This is a genomic window from uncultured Cohaesibacter sp., assembly GCF_963556055.3.
GTDB lineage: Bacteria > Pseudomonadota > Alphaproteobacteria > Rhizobiales > Cohaesibacteraceae > Cohaesibacter.
On sequence record NZ_CAUVYE020000012.1, the window covers coordinates 123087 to 144365 of the forward strand.

The window sequence follows — 21279 nt, forward strand, 5'->3', positions numbered from 1 at the left end:
GCGAACCGCTTATTGAAATGACCGCTTTTGGATCGATCCAGTCCAGCCATACGCCACAATGATTAAATATGAAGTGAATTTTCTCATTTGGCAGTAATCATCTTCGTATACGACTTTGTAAGCATAACTACATGCTTCCCATCAAATAACAAGATTTCATCAAGGGGAAGCACAAATATCAGAAGCTTTTTGGTATCGAACAGGCCGGTTTTTCCCGACTTTGAGCAAAAATCGATCAACATCCATGACAAAGAAGCTTTCTTTTTGGGCAACCCAGGCTCGCCAGTTCACAACCCTGTGACTGTTCGACGCACATGCACGCATTTGATTCGTTGCGAAACAATGCAAATTGTACAGGACGCCTCTAGCGAGCCATCGTTTCGTTTGCCCCGAGGGCAACGGTCCCTCTCCCTTACTCCCGCACCTTGTCCGGTCCTTTTCGACAGAGACCATTTCGAATCCTGAAAGCAAATTGGCATGCGACGATACATGAAAATAATTATATTTGTACATTCATGCGCAAAATTGAAGGCAAGTCATTGAATTTGTTTGCATTGCTTTGATCATTTCGATTTTCAAACCTTGCGGACTCTTTCGAAGATGCGATTGCTTATGACCGATATTTTCCTATAGTAACATTCGGTAAATAGTAGGTCTTGCATGCATCAAGATCACGTCAAAATGTCGTTTTTCTGAAAGTCACGTCCCAATATGACCAATAATCACAAAAAAGGTGAGAGACCAGCAGCAAACCGTTCCGGAAGGGTCAGAGCCGAGGACGTTGCGCAATTGGCTGGTGTCTCGCGGTCTGCGGTTTCCCGTGCCTTTACTCCCAATGCCTATATTTCGCCGATTGCAAAGGCCAAGGTCATGGAAGCTGCTGCGGCGCTAGGTTATCGCCCGGACAGTCTGGCGCAAAACATGGCCCGCGGACGCTCCAACATGGTTGTGCTTGTCATCAACAAGATCAACAGCATAAGAGAGCCCGGCGTTCATGCATCCATTCTCAAGGCGGTACTCGATTCCGGCCGACTTCCCGTCGTTCTGACTGTTCCGCCAAGGGATGACGGTGCCAGCATTCTGAAACAGCATTTGACCTTTCCCATCGAGGGGATTGTCGTCATGTCAGATTCGGTCAGCGCCCTCAGCGTGCATGAGGCAGCCCCTCATATGCGGCCTATCATGATCAATCGTGATAGCTACAACAGCTCGGTGGATGCGGTCAGGACCGATGATGCGACTGGCATCAATGACATGGTTGAGCATTTATGGAGAACGGGACACAGAACCATCGCTTTCATGGCCGGGCGAGAAACATCCGTTGTTTCCGACGTTCGAAAGAATGCGCTGCTTCTGGCCATTGCAAAGAAAGGCATGCGTCTCGTGGGAGAAGCAAGAGGCAACTTCCGTTATGAGGACGCGTTCGCCGCCGCTCATGACCTGGTCTCTGGCGACGACGTTCCTGATGCCATTTTCTGCGCAAGCGACACGATGGGATTCGGCGTGATGGATCACATTCGAATGAAAACCATCTATCGGGTTGCAAAGGATATTTCGATCATCGGCTATGATGATTCCATCGTTGCAGCCTGGCCAAGTTACGATCTATCGACGATCCGCGAGGATGTTGAGCAGCATGCACGGGCTGTCATTGACATTCTTGACCGACGCAAGACACAAGAAACGCCCGAACCGATTCAGATCACGACCGTTTCTGAATTCGTCTTGCGTTCATCTGTTCGCCCCAAGGACGGACGCCTTTAAAGCCGCCTGCAACCTTATGAACGCGCGTCTATGCTCAATGCTATTCCGCAAAAATCGGATTGGTGAAGAGTTTCGGAGCAAAGTCCCCGTCTTTTACCTGCCAGACCTCGAACCTGACAAAGCGACCATTCAAAACCGTTTCCATCTGCTGGACAGTGTTTTCAGCTCTCAAAGCTTCAACCACGCCCTTCTCGGTAACAATTCGGATTTCATCCGCATTGGAAAGTCCCTCGAACTTGATCGCAATTCGCGACCCGACAGGAATGACGTCTCCAAAATTGGGTGCATCGGGGCTGACTGGTTCGCAAATCAGGCCGTTTGGCGCGGCGGAAATGACATTTCGCCCTTCTCTCACTGCCTTCAACAAACCGGAAACAGACCGGCCATCTGCAAATAGCCGATTGCATGGGTAACCATGACGACGTTTGTTCTTGAGATGAAAATCGGTCCCGGCAGTGGCTGGAATTCTCACGCCTTCACATAGCATCTCCTGCCATCGCTGAAGGGCCGACACATTACGGGCGCTCCAGTGACCATTCCAGATTTCAACCGCATCATGGGGAACCTGAAATCCACATACCCAGCGATTGAACCCGCCGGGATCCATGAAGTGATTGAGAATGATGGTCGCGCCATTGGCCTTGGCTTCATGCATGCGTTCTTCTACCTGTTCAGGCGTTGCACACTGCCAGTTTTTCACTGGCATCCTCACTCCCAAGAAATTGGTGTGCCCAAAATAGGTCGTCAGTTCCATACCCGGAATGACCAGAATACCGGGCTTGTCCAACAAGACATGATTCTGAGCGGTTGTGTTGTGATCCGTCAATGCAACAAAATCGAGACCGGTATGACGTGCGCGGCTGACGGCTTCGCTTACACTGACGCCACCGTCTGAGTGTTCCGTATGGCTGTGAAGATCACCGCTCAACCACTGTCGCCGCTTCTTGATGACGTCCACCGTGACATCGATCTTGCAGCCTTCGGTCAAGTGGACGATGCCGAGGACGAGTTTCCATTTCCCGGCCAACTGGCCAGCAATGTAACCGGGCGACGCGGCATCCTCCGAGATCGATATCTGATTATACTCGGACCCTGTCCAACCGCGTGACACTCCTTCATGCGCCATGCCGAGATCGATTACACTTTTTGGTCCACCATCCTTGTCCGCAACGAAATAGGATGCCTCGATCCGTTCCGCATCCTGATCGACCTGAAAAGGCAGCTCGACAAAAGACTTGGCGCCATCGGGGAAGTCTGTAACCGTGAAGTGAAAGCGTTGCGATGTACCAGCCATGACAGTCGGACCCTTTTTCATCTAGCGGACAAGTCGGTTTTCAACCAGTTTGGTAAGACGGCCAAGACTTTCAACAACTGTTCGCCATGAACCGCGCCGCGTCTACGGCATGACAATCTCGACCGCTTGCCAATCTAGAGCAGGTCGTACCATTCTGCAAGCGCGTGCAGGTCTGCCTCCACAATGTCATCGAAACGATCATAATGTCGAACGGATTGATCTTCCTGATCCGCAAAGTTTCAAATGAGGCGAGAGCAAAATCCCTCGCCGCATATCGTTGGTGATTTCATGCAGATTGGTCTTGTGTTCAGAACATCACGGGATGTGATGAAGCCACTCTTTTGTTGAGAATTTCTCTTTTACGAGCTTTTCTGCTGCGGCATATTCTTCCGGCGTAATCTGTCCCTCGCGACCACCATTGAGTGACACAAAGGTCTCTTTCATTTGATCGATGACTGCACGGCGCTCCATACCAGTCTGACTTCTTACCGGATCCACACGTTTGGCGGCGCTTGCCGTACCCTTGTCCGACAATTTTTCGCGACCAATGCGCAAGACCTGCATCATCTTTGCCGCATCCATGTCGTAGGCCATGGTGACATGGTGCAGCACCGTGTTGCGGTGATAGCGCTTCTGGGCGGCCCCGCCGATCTTGCCCTTGGAGCTTGTTATGTCGTTTAGCGGTTTGTAATAGGCATCAATGCCGAGCCCGTTCAGAGCCTTCAAAACCCAATTGTCAAGAAAGGCATAGGAGTCGGCAAAACTCATGTCTGCGACAAGATCCGTGGGCGCATAAAGGGAGTATGTGATTGCGGTTCCCTTTTCGACGAACATTGCGCCTCCCCCGGTCACGCGGCGGACGATTTCGACATTCAGCTCCTCGGCTGCTTGCAAGTCCACTTCGTTCTTCAAGGACTGGAAGGCCCCGACGATGACCGCTGCGCGATCCCACTCCCAGAAGCGAAGAGTGGGCGCGCGCCGACCAGAGGCAACTTCATTCGCCAGCACATCATCCAGCGCCAGATGCATCGCGGGAGACACCGCTTCGCTGTCGATTATCTGCCATTCATAATCGCGCCAGCTTTTGCTGACACCAAGAGCACGACGGACGGCAATTGCGATGGCCTCGAGAGAAAATCCGATAAGGGCAGCCCCTTCCGGAAGGCTCTTTTTCAGTTTGGACGTGATGTCTTCAACGCTCGATTCCACCGGCATTCCCTCAAGAGACAGGCAGATATCGTTCAGCGCTTCCGCCGGCTCGAGGAAAAAATCCCCTGCGATCTGAACAGCGCTCATCGCACCATCGACAACCTCGAGATCGGCGACAACCAACTTCCCTCCATGCACCTTATACTCACCATGCATCTGTTTTTCTTCCTCTAAGCCATTGAAAAATCGTCTAATACTTATCTATTCACTTCACTCCACCGACGCAAGTGCGAATGCTCGAATTGATCGCTACCGCGCAGCTGAAACTGTCGTATTACTCAAGAAACGCACCAACTTGATAGTAGAATGATCATTTCTTCATGCGCCTCATTCGATTTTTGCATTTGTTATTATTCTTGTAATGAAAGTAAGTTACCCTTATATGTAGCGTGCTACGCAATATGCGGATCGAGCAATGGATAAACCCAACGAAGTCGGTTTCGTGCTGAAGCAAATCAACGACAAAATGCAGCAGCTTGTAAACCACCAGCTTCTACCCTTTGGATTGACCATGACACAGGCCAAGTTTCTCGGGTTTCTGAGAAGTCGGCAGAGTGTGGTCACATCACAAAAAGATTTCGAAACACATTTTGATATCGCACACACAACAGCTATTGGCGTTTTGCGTCGCCTTGAGCAAAAAGGTCTGATTGAAATTGTGTCAGATCCCGACGACAAGCGCAGACGGCTGGTCAACCTCCTGCCAGCCGAAGACGAAATTCACAGTCAGGTTGTCGAAACAAAACGCCGTATCGACAAACAAATGACGAAAAACATGTCCGAAGATCAAGTCCGGGAATTAGAAAGTCGCCTTCTGCAACTGCACCAGAATCTTCTCGAACTTGATGAATAGAGAAAAAAATAAAATCGAGCCCTGCAATGCAACAACCAGAAAATAGTGATCACACATACATTTTCGAGAAAATGCCTGTTCCCAAGGCAATTCTGAAAAATGCCATTCCAACCATCGCCGGGATGGTCGTCGTTCTTATCTATAATATCGCGGATACATTTTTCGTTGGTCAGACCAACGATCCATTTCAGGTCGCCGCTGTCTCCTTGACAACTCCCGTATTCCTGCTCTTCATGGCCACCGGCAACATGATCGGCATTGGCGGCACCTCCGTTATTTCTCGTGCTCTTGGTGAGCGTCGTCCCGAGTTCGCCAACCATGTTTCCTCATTCTGCTTTTACATGTCTTGGGTGATCGGCATCGTCTTTGCCGCGATTTTCATGCTGGGAATGCCCTTCATTCTGCAATTGATCGGCGTCAGCGACAATACGATCGGCCATGCGCGGGACTATCTGCTTTATGTGGCCCCAAGTGCTCCCTTCGTGATCACGAGCGTTGCCTTCGGCAATATCGTGCGCGCGGCTGGCAAAGCCAAGGAATCCATGTTCGGCATGATGTTGGGAACGATCCTCAACATTCTGCTTGATCCGATCTTCATCCTCTACCTTGATATGGGGGTTGCCGGTGCGGCCATTGCCACATTGATCGGCAACATTGCCTCTGCCTATTATTTCTGGCGTCTTGTGGGCGGGAACAAAACCGCACTTTCAATCAAGCTTGCAGATTTTCGCATTGTTGGCGTCATCTGGCCGGTCGTTTCAATCGGCGTTCCGGCAGCGCTCAACAATGTGCTGATGAGCACCTCGATCATCATTCTGAACAATGTTCTTTCAAGTCATGGCGACATTGCAGTTGCCGCCATGGGGGTTGCAACCAAGGTCGGGATGATCGCGGTTCTTTTGCAGATCGGCCTTGGAGTTGGCATCCAGCCTCTGCTTGGCTTCAACTTCGGAGCAAAAAACGCGCAAAGATTTCGGGCCATATTGCAAACATCCATCGCTTTTGCGCTGATCATGGGGTCTACCCTCACATTCTTCAGCTGGCTCGGTTCCGGATTTATCGTCCGATCTTTCATCGATGATCAGGCGGTGTTCGAACAGGGTGTGGTTTTCGTCAAGGCGTTGCTGCTCACCGGTCCGGTCATTGGTGTCATGTTCATCTATATCAACACCTTGCAGGCGATGGGGGCAGCGAAGGAATCTCTCATTCTGTCCATCAGCCGTCAGGGTTTCATCTTCATCCCGATGATCTATGTCCTTGACCATTTCTTCGGCCTTTCGGGTGTTGTCTATGCCCAACCTCTGGCTGACATCATGTCAATCCTGATTTCATTGGCTCTCGTCTATCCTTACTTGAAGAAATATCTTCCACATGACGAGGATGACAGTGGCCTGAATGCCAAGGTTGCAACCTCTGAAGCCTAGGAGCTTTTCGCTCGACACGCATATGATGTCTGATCACCTTGCCTCGCATTTGTCTTGATCACGTGCGGGGCATTTTTCTGTCCGGATTCTGTTGTCTCGCACCAGCGCTCCGGGCGCATGTTGCACGAATGCTCCCCAATCATTACCAAATGTCGCGTGTCTTGAGGAAAACTCTCCGTTTGTGAAAGCAGCTGCGGTGCTGTCATGGAACCCTTAATAATGGTCCCTATGGTCGCAGACACTTGCCGGTCTGAGATTCAGATTCCCGACGACATAGTCTGCGGTATCTTTGGCTACTATTGTGATCTTGTTCTTCGTGATCGGTATCTTGCCATTGGCACTATCGGGTGCTGCGCAGCTGCAATGAATTGGAGGTTTGACATGAACCGGTTTACCGTCACAGGAGCTCAGGTGTTTTTGCCTGACGAAATCGTAGAGACGACGGTCTCCGTCGAAGATGGTCTGATTTCGGATATTGGCGGACCGGTTCAAGGGATAGAAATCGACGGACGAAATTATTGTCTGGCCCCTGCCCTTGTCGACGTGCATGGGGATGCGTTCGAACGTCAGATCATGCCGCGTCCCGGCGTGTTTTTTCCTATTGAAGCGGCGGTGCTCGAGACGGACAGGCAACTTGCGGCCAATGGCATCGCGACAGCCTTTCACGCTGTTACCCTCAGTTGGGAGCCCGGTCTGCGGAGCCTTGAAAAGTCTCAAGCCCTGATTGAGGCACTCAACCTCTTTGCTCCCCGTCTCACGGTTGAGAACCGGGTTCAGTTGCGCTGGGAGACCTTCTGTTTCGAAGCGATGGACATCATCAATGAGGCCCTTGAAGGTCCGCTCCTTCCCTCACTTGCCTTCAACGATCACACTTCGATGGCCGTGCTGCACCCGGACATCCCGCTTCAGGATCGCCCCTTTGATCATGTACCAGACTATCCGGTTGCAGATATGAGAAGCGCCAAATTCAGCGACAAGATGAAAAAGCGAGGTGAACGCTCCGGACTATCTGGCACCGAGTATGCCTCGCTCATCCGGGAGCGATGGACCATTCGGCCTGATGTGCCTGAAGCAATCAGGGCGGTTGCGGCCAAAGCCCGCAGTAAGAATGTCGCGATGCTCAGCCACGATGACACTCAAAAAGAGACACGAGACTATTATCGCTCACTCGGCGCTGACATCTCGGAATTTCCAATGACCATCGAGCTTGCGAAAACAGCCCGCGGCGATGGTGACATGATTGTTTTTGGTGCGCCGAATGCCGTGCGTGGCGGAAGTCATATCGAAGGGTCTCCCGGTGCGGGAGAGATGGTCGAGGACGGTCTGTGCGACATACTTGCCTCTGACTATTACTATCCCGCCATGCTTGCCGGTGTGGCACGGCTCGACGCAGAAAAACGGGCTGACCGGCTTTCATTGTGGCGGCTCATATCGAGCAATCCGGCAAGGGCCATGAAGCTTGTTGACCGGGGTGACATAGTGGTTGGCAACCGCGCCGATCTTGTTCTCGTCTGCTGGCCGGACGGTCATATGCCCGCGATCCGGAGAACCTGGGTTGCCGGACGCGATGCCTATATCTCCACGCCCGCCCATTGATTTTTTCATTTCCACGATGGAGCCGACATGCTTCCTTTGAAAATTGGCGCTTGCCTCAGAAGTCAACAGATCGCAGACCACCGGGACTGGTTGTTTGACGACGCCCGAGACCTTGAATTACAGGACTTCCTCTCCCATGATGTCCTTATGGCAGACTGGAAAGCTGCGGCCCTTGAGGCCAAGGCTGCGCTGGTCGGCTTTTCTGGGCGCCTTGGCATTCATGGACCCTATGCCGGTCTTGATATCGACAATAAGGATCCTGAATTACAGGCCCTGATTACCAGGCGGTTTCTTGTCGCACTGCAAGCTGCCGAGCTTGTTGGCGCGCGCCAAATGGTCCTGCATTCGCCCTATCGCAGTTGGTACTATATCAACCGGATGGTCAAGTCTGGCTACGAGGAGGACAAGCTAGATCGCATCCACACAATTCTTGATCCGGTTGTCGCTCGCGCTGAAGAGGTTGGCATTGTGATCGTGATCGAGAATATCGAGGACTCCGACCCCTCTACCCGACGCAACTTGGTAGACAGTTTTCATAGTGACGCCATTGCCCTATCCATCGACACCGGTCATGCCCATGTCACTCGTCACAATTTCGATGCTCCTCCGGTGGATTTTTTTGTCCGTGACGCAGGCGATCAGCTAAGACATGTGCATCTTCAGGATGTCGATGGTTATTGCGACCGGCATTGGGCTCCGGGCGAAGGCGATATCAAATGGCAATCGGTGTTTGATGCCCTGTCGGACTGCAACAGTGCACCCCATCTCGTGCTTGAACTCCGGGACAAGACCAAAATCCTCCAAGCCTTTGAATATCTCAAGTCTCTTGGGCTTGTCTGCTGACGGACTATTGAAGGAAAAGGCCAGACAACAATCCGACCAGAAACGGGATCGGCAGACAGATCATGATGCGAAACAGCGCCGTTTGCCGACCCATCATGGGAACTTCATATCCGAGGATCCGGGTGCTGGAAAAAAGTGTCCATGACGTCACATAGGCCAACACGTTGGCAACGCCCGCTCCGGCCTTCAACGCGGCAGCTCCTATCGCAAAGCTGACGAAAGCCCCGCCCGGCGTGATGGGGCCGACTATCGTTGCCATCAACAATCCCTGAAGTCCCGTGTCCTTGCCAAACCAGTCCTGCATATGCTCGGTTGGCAGCAGTTCGGCAAAGAAGCTGGCCCCCAACAGCGCAATCAGTATTCTTGGGAAGGTGAATTTCAGAGTGTCAAAGGTGTTTCGATAGGCCGCTAGCCGCCACACTCCATTTGGCAAGGCTCGCCACATCCAGATTGCCGCGGCCCCGATGATCACCGTTCCGATGATGATATTCATTCGCCAATCCCTTCTTCGGCGGACCTCTCCTTGCCATCTCTTAGCAGGACAAAGCGGGTGCAACATGCCAAGCAGCAAAGGCAATGGCAGGGCTAAGGCCCCAGCGGACCCAGACCATTTCAGGGGCAAAGAACGAGAATTCCCAAATGAGTGTTCGGTTGAGGCCAAGAAGGTTCCAGCTTGAGACAAAGGCGATGATCGCGCCAAGATCGGCTCCGGCGGCAACAAAACCTGCCGCCAGTGGGAAAATCATCATGGGGGCCACCCGGAATGGCCGCCCCTGCGGTCATGGCAAGCACAAGTCCGCGTGTGCCACTTTTCTTGCCAACCCAGGCAGAGACCGCTTCACGAGTCCAAGACAAACTGCAAGGACGACGCTACAAAAGTGCCCGCAATGATCTTTGGTGACAATTCGGCAAGAAAGACGAAGGTTTCCGCCATGATGCCGTTCATATGAGCCGCTCCCTTGAGCCAGAGCACCTGCGAGACCGGCAATTGCGGTGATCATCAGAAAGAAGACAAACCCGCCATCAATAGCCTTTCTACTTTTTCAGCTCCGGGGGCGCATCATTTGCCGTATTTTTCAAGGAACTCATCCACGCTGAGGGCCCTGATATCCGGGAGAGCTGAGGCATATTTCTCTCGCGGCCAATCCCACCACGCCAGCTTCTGCAAAGCTTCAGCCTGTTTTTCCGTGAACCGCCGTTTGATGAATTTGGCGGGCACACCGCCCACTGACGGTATAGGGTTCGACATCCCTGGTCACAACAGCACCGGCCCCGATCACCGCTCCGTTGCCAATCGTGACGCCAGCGGTAACGGTTACCCCGTGCCCGATCCAGACATCGTTTCCGATGGTTACCCCAATGATCCTTGCGCCATTTGAAGAAGTCGTGATCATCCTCTCCCAGACCATAGGCTTCCGAGCGATAGACCGAATGATGCTGCGCCACGCGCCATGTGGGATGATTGCCCGGATTGAGGCGGGTCGCGTTTGCAATGGAGCAGAATTTGCCAATCGTCGTCCAGACCACATGACACTGTTGGGTGATATAGGAGTAGTCCCCCATCTCCGCTTCTCGCATCATTGTGCCCTTGCCCACTTCGGTCCATGCACCAAGTTTACACTCGCTAACCTTGGCCTCAGGATGGATTGTCGGGGCTTCACTCAAATGCTTCTTGTCGCCTGCACCACTCATTTTCGTCTTTCCATATTTGGGCTCTTGAGCGAAGGCTCTAGAGTTGGTTCTTTTGTGCGCCAATCATGCGACTGCGGATCAGGCCGGACAGATAGTCGATGATGTAGACCATTGAAATAATCAGGAAGATAATCGACCAGGCCTCACCCCATTTATAGGCGGCGATCCGGTCCGACAGCAGGAAGCTCTATGCCCCCGGCTCCGACGATTCCCCAAAATGGTGCCTGTGCGCACGTTGGATTCGAAATTGTAGAGCAGGATCGACAGGATCACCGGATTGACCTGTGGTGCTATGGCATAACGCAGCTGTTGCAAGCGTGATCCGCCTGACGCCTTGACCCCTTCGACAGGCTTTTCTGACGCATTCTCAATGGCTTCTGAGAAGAGTTTGGCGAAGGTCCCGATCTCGCTGACCCGATGGCCAGAATGCCTGGTAGCGGCCCAAGGCCAATTGCGCGAATGAAAATGTAGGGCCAGAATAAGCGTTTCGAATGCACGGATGAAATCATAGCCGCGTCGCACGCCAAGGCGCAGGAGTCAAATCGGTTGATATTCTTGGCCCCCAGAAAGGAAAGCGGGGAAAGCGAATATTGCTCCAAGCAACGTACCAAGAAAGGCAATCGACAATGTCTCCCCCAACCCCTTCAGGATTTGCGAGAAATCCGCCCAATTGTCCCAAATGTGAGGTGGGAACATGAATTTCAGCACGCGCCCAAACCGCTCAAAGCCAGTCAATATTCTTTCCGGCGAAAAATCGAAGGCCCACAGGCAATAGGCGATCACGCTGACAAAGAAAATACGTATTAGTGAAACACGAATACGAACCGCCAATGGCTGTTTGAATGCACGCGGGATGAGAACTTTTGCTTCATCGATCTCTGCTTGAGAAAGGCTCATGGTTCGGCTCCGGTGTTAGTGTGCTACGGGTGCGGTTGGATTTGGTCAGTCCGATAAATCTGTGACGAAGCCGCTCCGAGCCATAGTCAATGACGATCACGGTTGCCAACACGATCAGGAACAGGGCGGACAGGGTCCGTATATTCCTGAAAGGACATGGCAGTTCTGAATTCCTGCCCCAGCCCACCAGCACCGACATAGCCGATGATCGAGGAGGAGCGAACATTGATCTCGAAACGCAGCAAGGTGTAACTGGCGATATTGGGTAGAACCTGCGGCACCGCGCCATATCGGATTTGATCAAACCATGTTCCACCGGAGGCCTTGACGCCTTCAAGCGGCTTCATGTCGATATTCTCGTTCACTTCGGAATACAGCTTGCCGAGCGCTCCGCATGCATGGGTCGCAATTGCCAGCACACCCGCCATGGGCCCAACGCCCAGACAATAAACAAAGATCAATGCCCAGACGAGTTCCGGCACGGTGCGCGCAATTTCCATGAAACGGCGTGAAAACCATAGCACCCAGCCATTCGGGGACAGGTTGCGCGAAGCTGGAAAAGAAATGAGGAAACCACCGATCACACCGAAGGTCGTCGCCATGAAAGCAATCAGGATTGTCTCGAACAGCAAACCCATCCAGATTTTCCAGCGCCAGAACCAATTGGCGAGATCGCTACCGAGGCTTTCCCAATGCAGAACCGGAATGGTCTGCTGAATATACTCGCCAAGCCTTGGTATGCCTGCGGGAATAATCCATCGCCAGGCACGCGTGCCATCCAACTGGGTCACCTGTGTGACCTTGAAAAAATCGCCGATATAGGTCGTGGCTACAAACATCGCCAGGAAAATCAGACAGCCGATGATCCAGCCCTGTCTGGCGCGCCGACGCTTGTCCGCATATACCTGATCAAAATTGTCTCTGGAAAGCGGAGCCGTTTCTTGGACTTCATGGCCTGTAACAGCATCAGCGATCATGCTCATGATGACTATCCTGAAATTGGAAACAACAAATCATTGAAAAGAAGGGTGGATCATCTCCACCCCTCTCGATTTTCTTTCAAATGAAGTTAGCCGCCGCGGCGCTGCTTCTTGATCCAGTCGCGCATTTCCACGATCCACTGGTAGCGTTCAGTGTCAACACGGGAAAAACCAACAGCCGGATTGGCATCTTTCGGATCAAAGGAAGAGTAGAGCTTGTAACCTTCCGGATCCGTTTCAGGGAAATTCTCGAAGGCTTGCGTGATTTCTTCGATCATTTCAGCAGGCAGGTTGGTGCGGAAGGCCAGCGGACCAGAGGTGATTTCAGGGCTTTCCCAGATTTTGCAGACAACACCGGCATCGATCATGCCTTTGGTGACCATGCGCTGGTAAACACCGTCAACATCGTTGTTCTGATAGGTGGAAGCGGTATCGAAGGTGCCGTTGACAACACCGGTCACATCGGCTTCGTGGCTACCGCCAAATGGGGTTGCAGCGAAATATTCTTCGGGCTTGAAGCCTTCCTTGGTGATGAAATTGAAGTAAGGAACCGCATAGCCAGAGGTGGAGTCCGGATCGGCAAAAGCGTGAACCTTGCCTTTGGCATCGGCAAGAGACTTGATGCCACTGTCGCAGCGGGTCACAACAATGGAATGATAACCGGTGTTGCCGTTTTTCTTGATTGTGGTCAAGGTCGGAACAACGCCACCGTTGGTCTGGGTGTAGGCTGCGGCATAGGAAGAAGAGCCAAAACGTGCGGCTTCAATCTGGTTAGCAGCGATGGCCTGAATGACGCCATCATAGTTACCGGCGGTGAAGATTTCGACCTTGACGCCAAGAGTTTTTTCAAGATGCTCGCGAAGAGGTTCGTTGCGAGCCAGACGATCTTTTTCATTCTCACCGGACAGAACGCCGATTTTTACGACCTGATAGTCTTTTTTCCAGTCAGCTGCGAGAGCCGGGGAAGCAGCCATGAGAGCGGCAAGAGTAACAAGGGTGATGGAACGCATGGGTTTTCTCCAAAAAGTGCGTTGGCAAATGAATTATTCCGCGGGAATTGGGATGGCAGATTCAGCAGCGGCAATTGCTGCTGGCCGGGTTTTCACTGAGGTAGATGTGACTGCCTCATTGAACTCTTGAAGGCCCTCGAGCCCGTAAATGTCTTTGACGACATCATCAGTCAGATCCTGAGCAGCGCCATCGAACATCACACGCCCGGACCGCATCGCGATGATCCGATCACAATAGACGCGCGCTGTATCCAGCGTGTGCAGATTGACCAGGACGGTTATTCCGTCTTCTTTGTTGATTTGTTTGAGCCCCTCCATCACAAGAGTTGCATTGGCTGGGTCAAGACTTGCAATTGGTTCGTCTGCAAGGACAATTTTCGGGTTCTGGACAAGTGCCTTGGCAATGGCGACACGCTGCTGCTGGCCACCGGAGAGGGTCCCTGCTCTCTGCAAGGCTTGTGGCACCATTCCCAGGCGATCCAGAGCCCTGATCGCCATGGCGCGCTCTTCGTCCGTGAAATGCATGGCCATGGAGCTGAAAAAGCCGCGATTGGACAGGCATCCGATCAGAACATTTGTCAGGACATCCAATCGCTCAACGAGGTTGAATTGCTGGAAGATCATCGCGCAATCTCGTCGCCACTGCCGCAGGGCCTTGCCCTTCAGTCGGCTGACTTCGACATCGCCGTAGAAGATCTGTCCATCGGACGGATCAATCAAGCGGTTCAACAAGCGCAACAGCGTAGATTTCCCCGCACCAGACCGTCCGATGACGCCGACAAACTGGCCAGGTTCGATCTCCAGGGTAACGCTGTTGACGGCAGCGGTGTTGCCAAAACGGCGGGATAAATTGGATAACTTCAATTGGGTCATGGTCACTCGCAAAATCATTCGAATGAATTTGCGACTAGTGATAACACCGCTATTTGACGTTTAATTTACGTGTCCATGAAGCTTCAGCACCAATTTTATTGCGGTTTGGTGACAGCTCAGGCCGCACGGCATGATTTCGGTGTCAGACCTGTCAGCAAGCCTGCGGAATATATGACATTTCCTTCACTTAGCGTGCCGATGACACGGGTTGCGCGTTGTCGCTCGACAATACACAAGTCCGCTCTCTGTCCGATTGCCAGTTGGCCGCGATCCGACAGACCGAGGGCTTTGGCGGGATTGGCGCTGGCCAGAGCAACCGCACCGGGCAAGCCGTTGGGATCACTCTTGGCAAGAATGAAAACGGACGCAAGAATTGCGGCGGGATGATAATCCGAGGCAAGAATATGCAGGAGCCCTTCTTGATGCGCTTGCCGAGCGGACAGATTGCCCGAGTAGGATTGACCGCGCATGGCATTTGGCGCGCCCATTGCATTCATCATGCCTCGCGCGGCGGTAGCTCTTGCGGCTTCCAGGGCAACGGGAAATTCGGCGATGACTGCCCCGATGTCGGCCATGAGGTTGGCTTTTTGCACCGTGTCATCATCATGGCTCGCGAGGGAAACACCCTGCACCTTGCAGATTTCGGACACTTTGCGAATATTGTTCAGAATTTCTTCCTCAGGTCGCTTGCGACGTTCAATCCGTTCTTCGATGGATTGTCTTGCTTCGTCTTCCGACACCTTTTGCCTTTGGGCCGTCAGTTGAATATGCCGTTCGATATCACGATATTGCCCTTGTCCGGGCGTGTGATCCATAAGGGAGACAAGATCGACCTGATCGTCATTTACAAGATCCTGCAAGACGCCAACAGCATTGTCGAAGGTTATGTCAAATCGGGCATGGATCTTGTGATCAACACGACAATCGCCTTTCAGGCGATAAAGAGAACGGATGACATTGCTCGTATGCTCAAAGGACCGACGTTCCCCTTTTCGGGCACTTCGAGAGAAACTGACCGCGGCATAGGCGGTGGTCACCCCGGCGGCAGCCAACCGCGCATCGAGATGTGGCAGAGCCACCTCTATCGGAAAATGAACATTGGTGCGTGGCTCCATTTCCAATTCGATCATGTCGCCATGCATATCGACGAAGCCGGGCAGGATATAGGCTCCACGTCCATCAACTCCGCTTTGGACCGGATGATCAAGTATATCCGCTATCCTGCCATGTTCCACAAGGATCGATCCATTCTCGATTATGCGATCAGGAAGCACCAGTTTGAAATCAGACAGCCACATCGATCCGCTCCTCATCGTCTTCAATCAGATTGCTTGCATCAGGGGTCAGGTCTATTACCTTGTCGATCAGCTCTTCAACATCTCCGGGATGATGAAATACGCCAATCATGGCGGTTCCGTTGGCTTTCAACTCAGAAAGCCGCGCAACCAGAGCTGCGCGAGCACTGGCGTCGAGAGAGGCTGTGGGCTCGTCGAGCAAAAGCAGTTTTTGCGGCAGGATCAGCGCTCGGGCCAAATTGACCTTCTGCTGCTCTCCGCCGGAAAAGGTTGTCGGATAGGCGCGCCAGAGATTTTCCTTGACGCCAAAAGCGGCGAGCCAGCCTCGTGCCTCATCGAGCGCCTTGTCTGCATTCCAACCGGCAAGACGCAAGGGCTCAGCGACAAGGGCCTCTGCCGACACGCGCGGGCGGGCAACAAGGAATTGCGTGACAAACCCGATCTCGGTGCGGCGCAAATAGGTGATGTCGATATCGGCAGCACGAAGAAGATCAATCGGGCCGTGAACGGACTTGAAAATCACCTCGCCACCCTCAGCCAGATAGGATCTGTAAAGGGTTCTGAGCAAGGTTGACTTGCCCGATCCGTTCGTTCCCTTGAGCAACAGGAACTCGCCAGCATCAACGGAAAAACTGATCTCGGAAAATGCCGTGAAGCGATTTCCCAAATGATGCATTGTGAAACCTTTGCTCAAGGCTTTGACGTCTAGTACGGGGGTCATAATTTTGCATGCACCAATTGTTGAGTATAAGGATGTTGTGGGTCTTGAAAGATCTGATCGGCAAGGCCCTGCTCGACCACTTCGCCGCGCCGCATCACCATGACACGATCTGCCAAAGTCCTGATGACACCAAGATCGTGACTGACGATGATCATGGTGATCTTGCGGTCCTGCTGAAGATGCTTGAGGGTGTCGAGCACAAGAGCCTGAACGGACACGTCGAGCCCGGTTGTCGGCTCATCAAGCAGCAGCAACGCAGGCTCCAGCGCGATTGCCTTTGCAAGCTGGACCCTTTGCTGCATGCCGCCGGAAAGCTCAATGGGAGGCGAATCCAGCCGCTCAAGCGGAAATTCGGATGCTTCTAGCGCGACCTTGGCCTTTTGCCTCAGAACCGAGAAGGACCGCTCGCCAGCGACAAGCAGGCGCTCTGCCACATTGCCCGAGCTGGAATGCTTCATCAGCAATCCGATATGCGGATTTTGATAGACAATACCGATCCTTGTTGCACAGAGCATGCGCCGAGCGAAGCGGTCAAGCTCAAACAGGTTGCCAGAAACATCGGGCAAGTCGAGACTGTAGTTGCCCTCGTCTGGCAGTTCTTCAAGATTCATCATGCGCAGCAGTGTCGACTTGCCAGAGCCACTCTCGCCAACAATGCCGAGCACTTCGCCAGGATAGGCAATTGCGCAGACATCCTTGAGGGCGGTGACCGAACCATATGTCTTGCTGATGCCGTCCATCCTGAGCAACGGGTCCGTGGTAACGATGCGTGCCGGGTGTTGGGAAAGCCTCATGATGTCATCTCCCCATCCTTGTACCAGGTTTCGCCGAAAGTGACCGGTTCGCCCTCGTTGGCCCGAATGGTCTTGGCCCCATATTCGCTATCGGACAATTCATAGTCCGAGGTACCGTCATCTTGCGGGATTTCGTTCATGAAAAAGCCTTTTGCGCCTGAACGCGAGCAAATCAGCGATGCGTGATCCTCGACCTTGTAAGGCACATCATCAAAGACCAGAGGTTCTACCCGCGTATAGGGAGGAACCGCGTGTATCCGCTTCTCGCGGCCGGCGGAAAGAATCGTCAGATGCTTTGCCATATGCAGTTTGGGAACATCCCAGCGTGGAATGGGCGATGGCGTCATCACATGGCGTCCGTTGACCAACGAGGGATAGGAAGCGCCTTGCATGACGCGCCCAGAGCGGACAATCTGCTCATATAGCTGAAGCCACATGCGGCCATAGTCTGCATCGGCATGCATTTGACGCGCGATGGACATGTTTGGCTGGACGGATCGAAGGGGCTCCGGGTTGGGAACCTGCAAGACCAGAATCTGGTCCTCCCGCAGGATTTCTTCCGGAATGCGATGTCGCGACTGGATGAGATCGGCCTGCAAGGTGTCCATGCTCGTGGAGACCCCCGAGACCCGTTCGATGAAACGTCGGATGGAAGCGGCATTGACGCTGTCGTCAGCGCCCTGATCTATGACCTTGAGACGTGTTGTGGGATTGACCAAGGTTAGCGAGACTTGCAAGCCACCTGTACCCCAGCCTCTGGCCATGGGCACTTCCCGGCTTGCATAGGGCATCTGGCAACCGGGCACGGCCACGGCCTTGAGCATCTTGCGCCTCATTTCGCGCTTTGCCGAAGCGTCCAGGAACCCATAGCTCATTGGCTCCCAGTCCTTGGTCAGTTGGGACAGTTTCATGAGACTGGTTCCTTGTTGTTGTTGCGGATGCTGGCGTCTGCCTCTTTTTCCGCGGCCCGCTTTCTGTTTGCGTCGCGCATCGCATCCAGCGAGGACTGGAAGGTCACATAATGTGGCAGCTTGAAATGGATGCAGAAGCCGGAACTCTCAACGCCTTCGGTATGATAGAGGAAGAACTCCTCTTCAATGGGCGACCCCTTGGATGCCCCCTTGGAATTGAGATCCAATGTCGCAGCGGCGATGCATTTGACTTCGTTCCAGCCAAGGGTTGCAGAAAAACCGAGATTGAGTTTTTCTCCCTTCTTGGAGACCACTTCGGCCTGACTGACCTTCACGCGACCCGCAGAAAAGGCGGTACCTGTCGGATGCCTGACGATGATCTCGGCCTCAGCAAGGCGCAGCTCATTGACTGTCGGATGCGCTTGCCCATATCCACGCATGGCCGAATATCCCAATGCCAATGTGCCACCCGTATCCGCTCTTGCAAGGCTTTGCAGCGTGTGGGCGCGTTTTGACGGGAAAAGCAGTGGTTCACGTGTAAGGTCCGGGATATCGTTCCCTTCTGTCTGGTCCCTTTGTGGCAAGTCGACGAGATCATTTTTCGCCTGCCACGAGCTGACCGACGGAGCATGCGGGCTTGCTGCCTTGTTGGCACTCTCGACCGGATTTGGCTTGAAAGTTGCTCCAAGCAGGACTTCTGTGGCCAGAATTCGGTGTGAGTAATCAAGGGTCGGCCCCAATACCTGACCACCCGGAATATCCTTGAACGCGGCGGAAATACGTCGATGGACAAAAAGCTCGTCTTGCTCTATCGCCCTTGCAACGCAAATGCGCGGCTGGGTGGTCCGCCATGAACGCAGGAGCAGAACGGCTTCGAACATTTCCCCGCCGGTCTGCGCTAGAGCGAGCGCAGCAAGATCCTGATCATACAGGGACGCCTCCCCCATCACGCGATCAATCAGATAAGGCAAAGCCTTCTTGACCTCTTCGACGCGATCAGGGGATACCTCTCCCATTTCCTCGCGGAACAGACGTTCGGATTGTTCAATCGCCCGTTCCCCGCCTCGTGTTGCGACATAAGCCATCAGACGATCTCCACTTTGGTTGAGCGCGGAATGCCAATCACCCTGTTGCCATCAAGCAGGAATATCTCGAACCCCATCGGGTAACGGACAAGCCTTGCCCTTTGCGACCAGAAATCCAGCGGCAATCTGCCTGTCCCGATCTCAAGGGAGCCATCAACACCTGGCCCACTCAGCCGAACGCGCTGACCAAATCCGATATCGGCCCTCACCACAAGCGTCGCTCCATCATCGGGATAAAGATCAGATCCTGTCTTCAGGCAAGACAGGCTTGCGCAGTCGTCAAGATGTCCGACAAAGACATGATCGGCTCTGTCGATCTCGACCCTCTCCGCTCGGGTGGCGATGAATTTGGCCGAGACGATCTCATCATTCGCAAGGCCGGGTGCCAGGTGAGCGCAGCACTCCCTGTCTAGCAGGGCTTCGATAATCTGTGCTTCACCGACCTCGGGCAAGTCACGGACCTGTCCGGGGCGGCTCAAGGCCCAGAGCAGGGCTTCGAAACACCGGTTGGTGCGCGCTTCCTTATCGCTTTGTTGCGGGATTGCCTGCATCAGAATGTCTCCATATCCACTCGGGTTGCCTCAACTTTCCTCAGCACTGCGTCATCCACAGCGGCAAGCATCTGCGCTTCGCCGTCAAGGAAGTCACGACAGTCCTGTTTGGAAATGTTGCTGGCAATCGCAAGATCAATGATCGCCATGGCCATCGCCGCTTCGAGATCGCGCCCGGTGCGCATGCCGTAACCGATTGCGTCACGACTCGTGATATGTGCTTCGCTGACCAGCACTTCCCCCAGATGAAAGGCGGTTCCCTGCGCGGTGTCACGCATGGGCAGCATGACGAGCCCTGAGCGGTTATTGACCACTTCGATATCTTCGAACTGGGCTATCAGGCTTTCAGCGAAGCTTTTCAAACGATGACTATCCGCACGCGCGAGAATAGACAGGGTTTCTTGGTGGCTTCTCTCGCCGGAAGCCTGTGCGGATATGGACATCGTTTTTTACTATTCCTCGTCTGTTATCGTGAATCGCACCCGCATGGCTGACCAGACAACCTCCTTGTAGCAAAGAGGTGATCCGTCCAGCATGGTGTCCAGAGCACGAACGACCATGACCGGCATCTGCGGATGCTGTTGCAAGATCTTGGCTTCGTCTCCCCGCGGCAGGCGGCTATGTATGGTGCTGTGCGCACGGAGATAATCGTTTATCCCGTAGGACTGATAGGTCTTGGTCGTGGACCCGAGTTCGTTTCGACGCTCGGTGAAATCCGGGAAGCGCTTGGCGCAACGATAGGCCTCTCCCACCCCGATCGGCAGGTCATCGGCCAAGGTTACGCGGCGCGCCATGACAACGCTGTCCCCTTCCTGCAAGCCCAGCTCTTTGGCAATCCTGTCTGTTGCCTCCATCTGCCCGGCATGGAGCAACTCGCCACTCACGCGCGTTGCCTGTTCGGCAAGGTTCTGACGCAAGCGTGTTCTGCGACCCAAGGCATACGCGATCATCGGCTCGGACTGAACAAACGTACCCCGTCCCTGCTCGACGCTGAGCTTGCCCTGCCTGGCGAGTTCATCCACGGCTTTGCGCACCGAGTGTCGCCCCGTGCCGAAACGGGCAACCAGCTCCGGTTCTGTCGGGATACGTGTGCCAGGCTTCAGAAGGCCGTTTTCGATCTCTTCAGACAACACCGTATATACGCTTTTCCAATTTGAATTTGTCATGGCTAAATACATTCGAATGAATTTGTGTTTAGGATTTTTGTGTTACGCAGATATGACGCTAACTTTACAGTTTCATGAAGCGGGTGGTACAAATCGATAAAACCGGAATCAGGATGGCGTTTCTTCCATCATTTCGGCCCTGATGGGTTTGCAACCACAGAGACATCGGCCAGATGACTGCTTTCAGCCTTCTGGCATTTCCGGACGATGGCACGCTTGGAATATGGTGAGAGAATCAGGGACCTGACGGCGAGGAAATACAGATTTCCGCCATCTCCTTGTCAAAAACAGGATCAGTAACAATTTGACCAAAGGGGAGAA

General features: G+C 53.3%; 21 protein-coding genes and 1 pseudogene. 5 read left to right on the plus strand and 17 right to left on the minus strand.

Annotated features, from left to right (window positions below):
- Positions 1 to 789 precede the first annotated feature (789 nt).
- A complete protein-coding gene (locus ACHZB8_RS06925; protein WP_316859528.1) occupies positions 790 to 1764 on the plus strand; it encodes a substrate-binding domain-containing protein in 975 nt (324 codons plus the stop codon).
- 40 nt (positions 1765 to 1804) lie between these two features.
- On the opposite strand, the gene ACHZB8_RS06930 is transcribed toward ACHZB8_RS06925, so the two are convergent.
- Together ACHZB8_RS06930 and ACHZB8_RS06935 are read right to left on the minus strand one after the other, a co-directional pair.
- Positions 1805 to 3058 (minus strand): CehA/McbA family metallohydrolase, encoded by a 1254-nt coding sequence (locus ACHZB8_RS06930; protein WP_316859529.1) that lies wholly within the window; start codon positions 3056 to 3058, stop codon positions 1805 to 1807.
- A gap of 315 nt (positions 3059 to 3373) precedes the next feature.
- On the minus strand, positions 3374 to 4423 hold the full coding sequence (locus ACHZB8_RS06935; protein ID WP_316859530.1) for a biotin/lipoate A/B protein ligase family protein: 1050 nt from the start codon (positions 4421 to 4423) through the stop codon (positions 3374 to 3376).
- A 259-nt stretch (positions 4424 to 4682) separates the two neighbouring features.
- Here ACHZB8_RS06935 and ACHZB8_RS06940 point away from each other — a divergent pair, with 259 nt between their 5' ends.
- The 4 genes from ACHZB8_RS06940 (at position 4683) to ACHZB8_RS06955 (ending at position 8983) form a co-directional block, all read left to right on the plus strand.
- Positions 4683 to 5120 carry a MarR family transcriptional regulator gene (locus ACHZB8_RS06940; protein WP_316859531.1) on the plus strand — a complete coding sequence of 146 codons (438 nt, stop codon included), beginning with the start codon at positions 4683 to 4685 and terminating at the stop codon, positions 5118 to 5120.
- A gap of 26 nt (positions 5121 to 5146) precedes the next feature.
- The gene (locus tag ACHZB8_RS06945; protein ID WP_316859532.1) at positions 5147 to 6544 is read left to right on the plus strand and encodes an MATE family efflux transporter; all 1398 of its coding nucleotides are present in this window, start codon (positions 5147 to 5149) and stop codon (positions 6542 to 6544) included.
- Between the two features lie 381 nt (positions 6545 to 6925).
- The gene (locus ACHZB8_RS06950) at positions 6926 to 8140 is read left to right on the plus strand and encodes an alpha-D-ribose 1-methylphosphonate 5-triphosphate diphosphatase (RefSeq protein WP_316859533.1); all 1215 of its coding nucleotides are present in this window, start codon (positions 6926 to 6928) and stop codon (positions 8138 to 8140) included.
- Positions 8141 to 8167: 27 nt separating this feature from the next.
- Positions 8168 to 8983 (plus strand): sugar phosphate isomerase/epimerase family protein, encoded by an 816-nt coding sequence (locus ACHZB8_RS06955; protein ID WP_316859534.1) that lies wholly within the window; start codon positions 8168 to 8170, stop codon positions 8981 to 8983.
- Between the two features lie 4 nt (positions 8984 to 8987).
- Here ACHZB8_RS06955 and ACHZB8_RS06960 read toward each other — a convergent pair whose 3' ends face one another.
- The 15 genes and pseudogenes from ACHZB8_RS06960 to phnF all read right to left on the minus strand — a co-directional run bounded on the left by ACHZB8_RS06960 (position 8988) and on the right by phnF (position 20958).
- Positions 8988 to 9476: a hypothetical protein gene (locus ACHZB8_RS06960; protein ID WP_316859535.1), complete on the minus strand. Its 489-nt coding sequence runs from the start codon at positions 9474 to 9476 to the stop codon at positions 8988 to 8990.
- Between the two features lie 40 nt (positions 9477 to 9516).
- Positions 9517 to 9732: a hypothetical protein gene (locus tag ACHZB8_RS06965; protein ID WP_316859536.1), complete on the minus strand. Its 216-nt coding sequence runs from the start codon at positions 9730 to 9732 to the stop codon at positions 9517 to 9519.
- Positions 9733 to 10043: 311 nt separating this feature from the next.
- Positions 10044 to 10675: pseudogene (locus ACHZB8_RS06970) on the minus strand (DapH/DapD/GlmU-related protein).
- Between the two features lie 537 nt (positions 10676 to 11212).
- Positions 11213 to 11572 (minus strand): hypothetical protein, encoded by a 360-nt coding sequence (locus tag ACHZB8_RS06975; protein WP_316859537.1) that lies wholly within the window; start codon positions 11570 to 11572, stop codon positions 11213 to 11215.
- A gap of 86 nt (positions 11573 to 11658) precedes the next feature.
- Positions 11659 to 12555 (minus strand): phosphonate ABC transporter, permease protein PhnE, encoded by an 897-nt coding sequence (gene phnE, locus ACHZB8_RS06980; RefSeq protein WP_316859538.1) that lies wholly within the window; start codon positions 12553 to 12555, stop codon positions 11659 to 11661.
- 86 nt (positions 12556 to 12641) lie between these two features.
- The gene (phnD, locus tag ACHZB8_RS06985) at positions 12642 to 13562 is read right to left on the minus strand and encodes a phosphonate ABC transporter substrate-binding protein (protein ID WP_316859539.1); all 921 of its coding nucleotides are present in this window, start codon (positions 13560 to 13562) and stop codon (positions 12642 to 12644) included.
- A 33-nt stretch (positions 13563 to 13595) separates the two neighbouring features.
- The gene (phnC, locus tag ACHZB8_RS06990) at positions 13596 to 14435 is read right to left on the minus strand and encodes a phosphonate ABC transporter ATP-binding protein (protein WP_316859540.1); all 840 of its coding nucleotides are present in this window, start codon (positions 14433 to 14435) and stop codon (positions 13596 to 13598) included.
- A 116-nt stretch (positions 14436 to 14551) separates the two neighbouring features.
- Positions 14552 to 15733, minus strand: coding sequence for an alpha-D-ribose 1-methylphosphonate 5-triphosphate diphosphatase (locus ACHZB8_RS06995; protein ID WP_316859541.1), 1182 nt, complete (start codon positions 15731 to 15733; stop codon positions 14552 to 14554).
- The gene (locus tag ACHZB8_RS07000; RefSeq protein WP_316859542.1) at positions 15720 to 16451 is read right to left on the minus strand and encodes an ATP-binding cassette domain-containing protein; all 732 of its coding nucleotides are present in this window, start codon (positions 16449 to 16451) and stop codon (positions 15720 to 15722) included. Before ACHZB8_RS07000 ends, ACHZB8_RS06995 begins: the two co-directional genes overlap by 14 nt.
- Entirely contained in the window at positions 16448 to 17245 is a 798-nt protein-coding gene (locus tag ACHZB8_RS07005) for an ATP-binding cassette domain-containing protein (RefSeq protein WP_316859543.1), read from the minus strand. Before ACHZB8_RS07005 ends, ACHZB8_RS07000 begins: the two co-directional genes overlap by 4 nt.
- Positions 17242 to 18156, minus strand: a complete 915-nt coding sequence (locus tag ACHZB8_RS07010) for an alpha-D-ribose 1-methylphosphonate 5-phosphate C-P-lyase PhnJ (RefSeq protein WP_316859544.1) — start codon at positions 18154 to 18156, stop codon at positions 17242 to 17244. Before ACHZB8_RS07010 ends, ACHZB8_RS07005 begins: the two co-directional genes overlap by 4 nt.
- On the minus strand, positions 18153 to 19241 hold the full coding sequence (locus tag ACHZB8_RS07015) for a carbon-phosphorus lyase complex subunit PhnI (RefSeq protein ID WP_316859545.1): 1089 nt from the start codon (positions 19239 to 19241) through the stop codon (positions 18153 to 18155). Before ACHZB8_RS07015 ends, ACHZB8_RS07010 begins: the two co-directional genes overlap by 4 nt.
- On the minus strand, positions 19241 to 19792 hold the full coding sequence (gene phnH, locus ACHZB8_RS07020; RefSeq protein ID WP_316859546.1) for a phosphonate C-P lyase system protein PhnH: 552 nt from the start codon (positions 19790 to 19792) through the stop codon (positions 19241 to 19243). Before phnH ends, ACHZB8_RS07015 begins: the two co-directional genes overlap by 1 nt.
- Positions 19792 to 20235 carry a phosphonate C-P lyase system protein PhnG gene (locus ACHZB8_RS07025; protein WP_316859547.1) on the minus strand — a complete coding sequence of 148 codons (444 nt, stop codon included), beginning with the start codon at positions 20233 to 20235 and terminating at the stop codon, positions 19792 to 19794. The genes phnH and ACHZB8_RS07025 overlap by 1 nt, the downstream gene beginning before the upstream one ends.
- Before the next feature lie 9 nt (positions 20236 to 20244).
- Positions 20245 to 20958: a phosphonate metabolism transcriptional regulator PhnF gene (gene phnF, locus ACHZB8_RS07030; protein ID WP_316859548.1), complete on the minus strand. Its 714-nt coding sequence runs from the start codon at positions 20956 to 20958 to the stop codon at positions 20245 to 20247.
- Positions 20959 to 21279: the final 321 nt, after the last annotated feature.

Bases quoted from the DNA above. Each gene is read 5' to 3' on its own strand.
- ACHZB8_RS07025 (WP_316859547.1), bottom strand. From the start codon at position 20,235: ATGTCCATATCCGCACAGGCTTCCGGCGAGAGAAGCCACCAAGAAACC.
- ACHZB8_RS06940 (WP_316859531.1), top strand. From the start codon at position 4,683: ATGGATAAACCCAACGAAGTCGGTTTCGTGCTGAAGCAAATCAACGAC.
- phnD (WP_316859539.1), bottom strand. From the start codon at position 13,562: ATGCGTTCCATCACCCTTGTTACTCTTGCCGCTCTCATGGCTGCTTCC.
- ACHZB8_RS06960 (WP_316859535.1), bottom strand. From the start codon at position 9,476: ATGAATATCATCATCGGAACGGTGATCATCGGGGCCGCGGCAATCTGG.
- ACHZB8_RS07010 (WP_316859544.1), bottom strand. From the start codon at position 18,156: ATGAAACTGTCCCAACTGACCAAGGACTGGGAGCCAATGAGCTATGGG.
- ACHZB8_RS07000 (WP_316859542.1), bottom strand. From the start codon at position 16,451: ATGACCCCCGTACTAGACGTCAAAGCCTTGAGCAAAGGTTTCACAATG.
- phnF (WP_316859548.1), bottom strand. From the start codon at position 20,958: ATGACAAATTCAAATTGGAAAAGCGTATATACGGTGTTGTCTGAAGAG.
- phnH (WP_316859546.1), bottom strand. From the start codon at position 19,792: ATGCAGGCAATCCCGCAACAAAGCGATAAGGAAGCGCGCACCAACCGG.
- ACHZB8_RS06930 (WP_316859529.1), bottom strand. From the start codon at position 3,058: ATGGCTGGTACATCGCAACGCTTTCACTTCACGGTTACAGACTTCCCC.
- phnE (WP_316859538.1), bottom strand. From the start codon at position 12,555: ATGAGCATGATCGCTGATGCTGTTACAGGCCATGAAGTCCAAGAAACG.
- ACHZB8_RS06995 (WP_316859541.1), bottom strand. From the start codon at position 15,733: ATGTGGCTGTCTGATTTCAAACTGGTGCTTCCTGATCGCATAATCGAG.
- phnC (WP_316859540.1), bottom strand. From the start codon at position 14,435: ATGACCCAATTGAAGTTATCCAATTTATCCCGCCGTTTTGGCAACACC.
- ACHZB8_RS06975 (WP_316859537.1), bottom strand. From the start codon at position 11,572: ATGAGCCTTTCTCAAGCAGAGATCGATGAAGCAAAAGTTCTCATCCCG.
- ACHZB8_RS06965 (WP_316859536.1), bottom strand. From the start codon at position 9,732: ATGATGATTTTCCCACTGGCGGCAGGTTTTGTTGCCGCCGGAGCCGAT.
- ACHZB8_RS07005 (WP_316859543.1), bottom strand. From the start codon at position 17,245: ATGAGGCTTTCCCAACACCCGGCACGCATCGTTACCACGGACCCGTTG.
- ACHZB8_RS06945 (WP_316859532.1), top strand. From the start codon at position 5,147: ATGCAACAACCAGAAAATAGTGATCACACATACATTTTCGAGAAAATG.
- ACHZB8_RS06950 (WP_316859533.1), top strand. From the start codon at position 6,926: ATGAACCGGTTTACCGTCACAGGAGCTCAGGTGTTTTTGCCTGACGAA.
- ACHZB8_RS06955 (WP_316859534.1), top strand. From the start codon at position 8,168: ATGCTTCCTTTGAAAATTGGCGCTTGCCTCAGAAGTCAACAGATCGCA.
- ACHZB8_RS07015 (WP_316859545.1), bottom strand. From the start codon at position 19,241: ATGGCTTATGTCGCAACACGAGGCGGGGAACGGGCGATTGAACAATCC.
- ACHZB8_RS06935 (WP_316859530.1), bottom strand. From the start codon at position 4,423: ATGCATGGTGAGTATAAGGTGCATGGAGGGAAGTTGGTTGTCGCCGAT.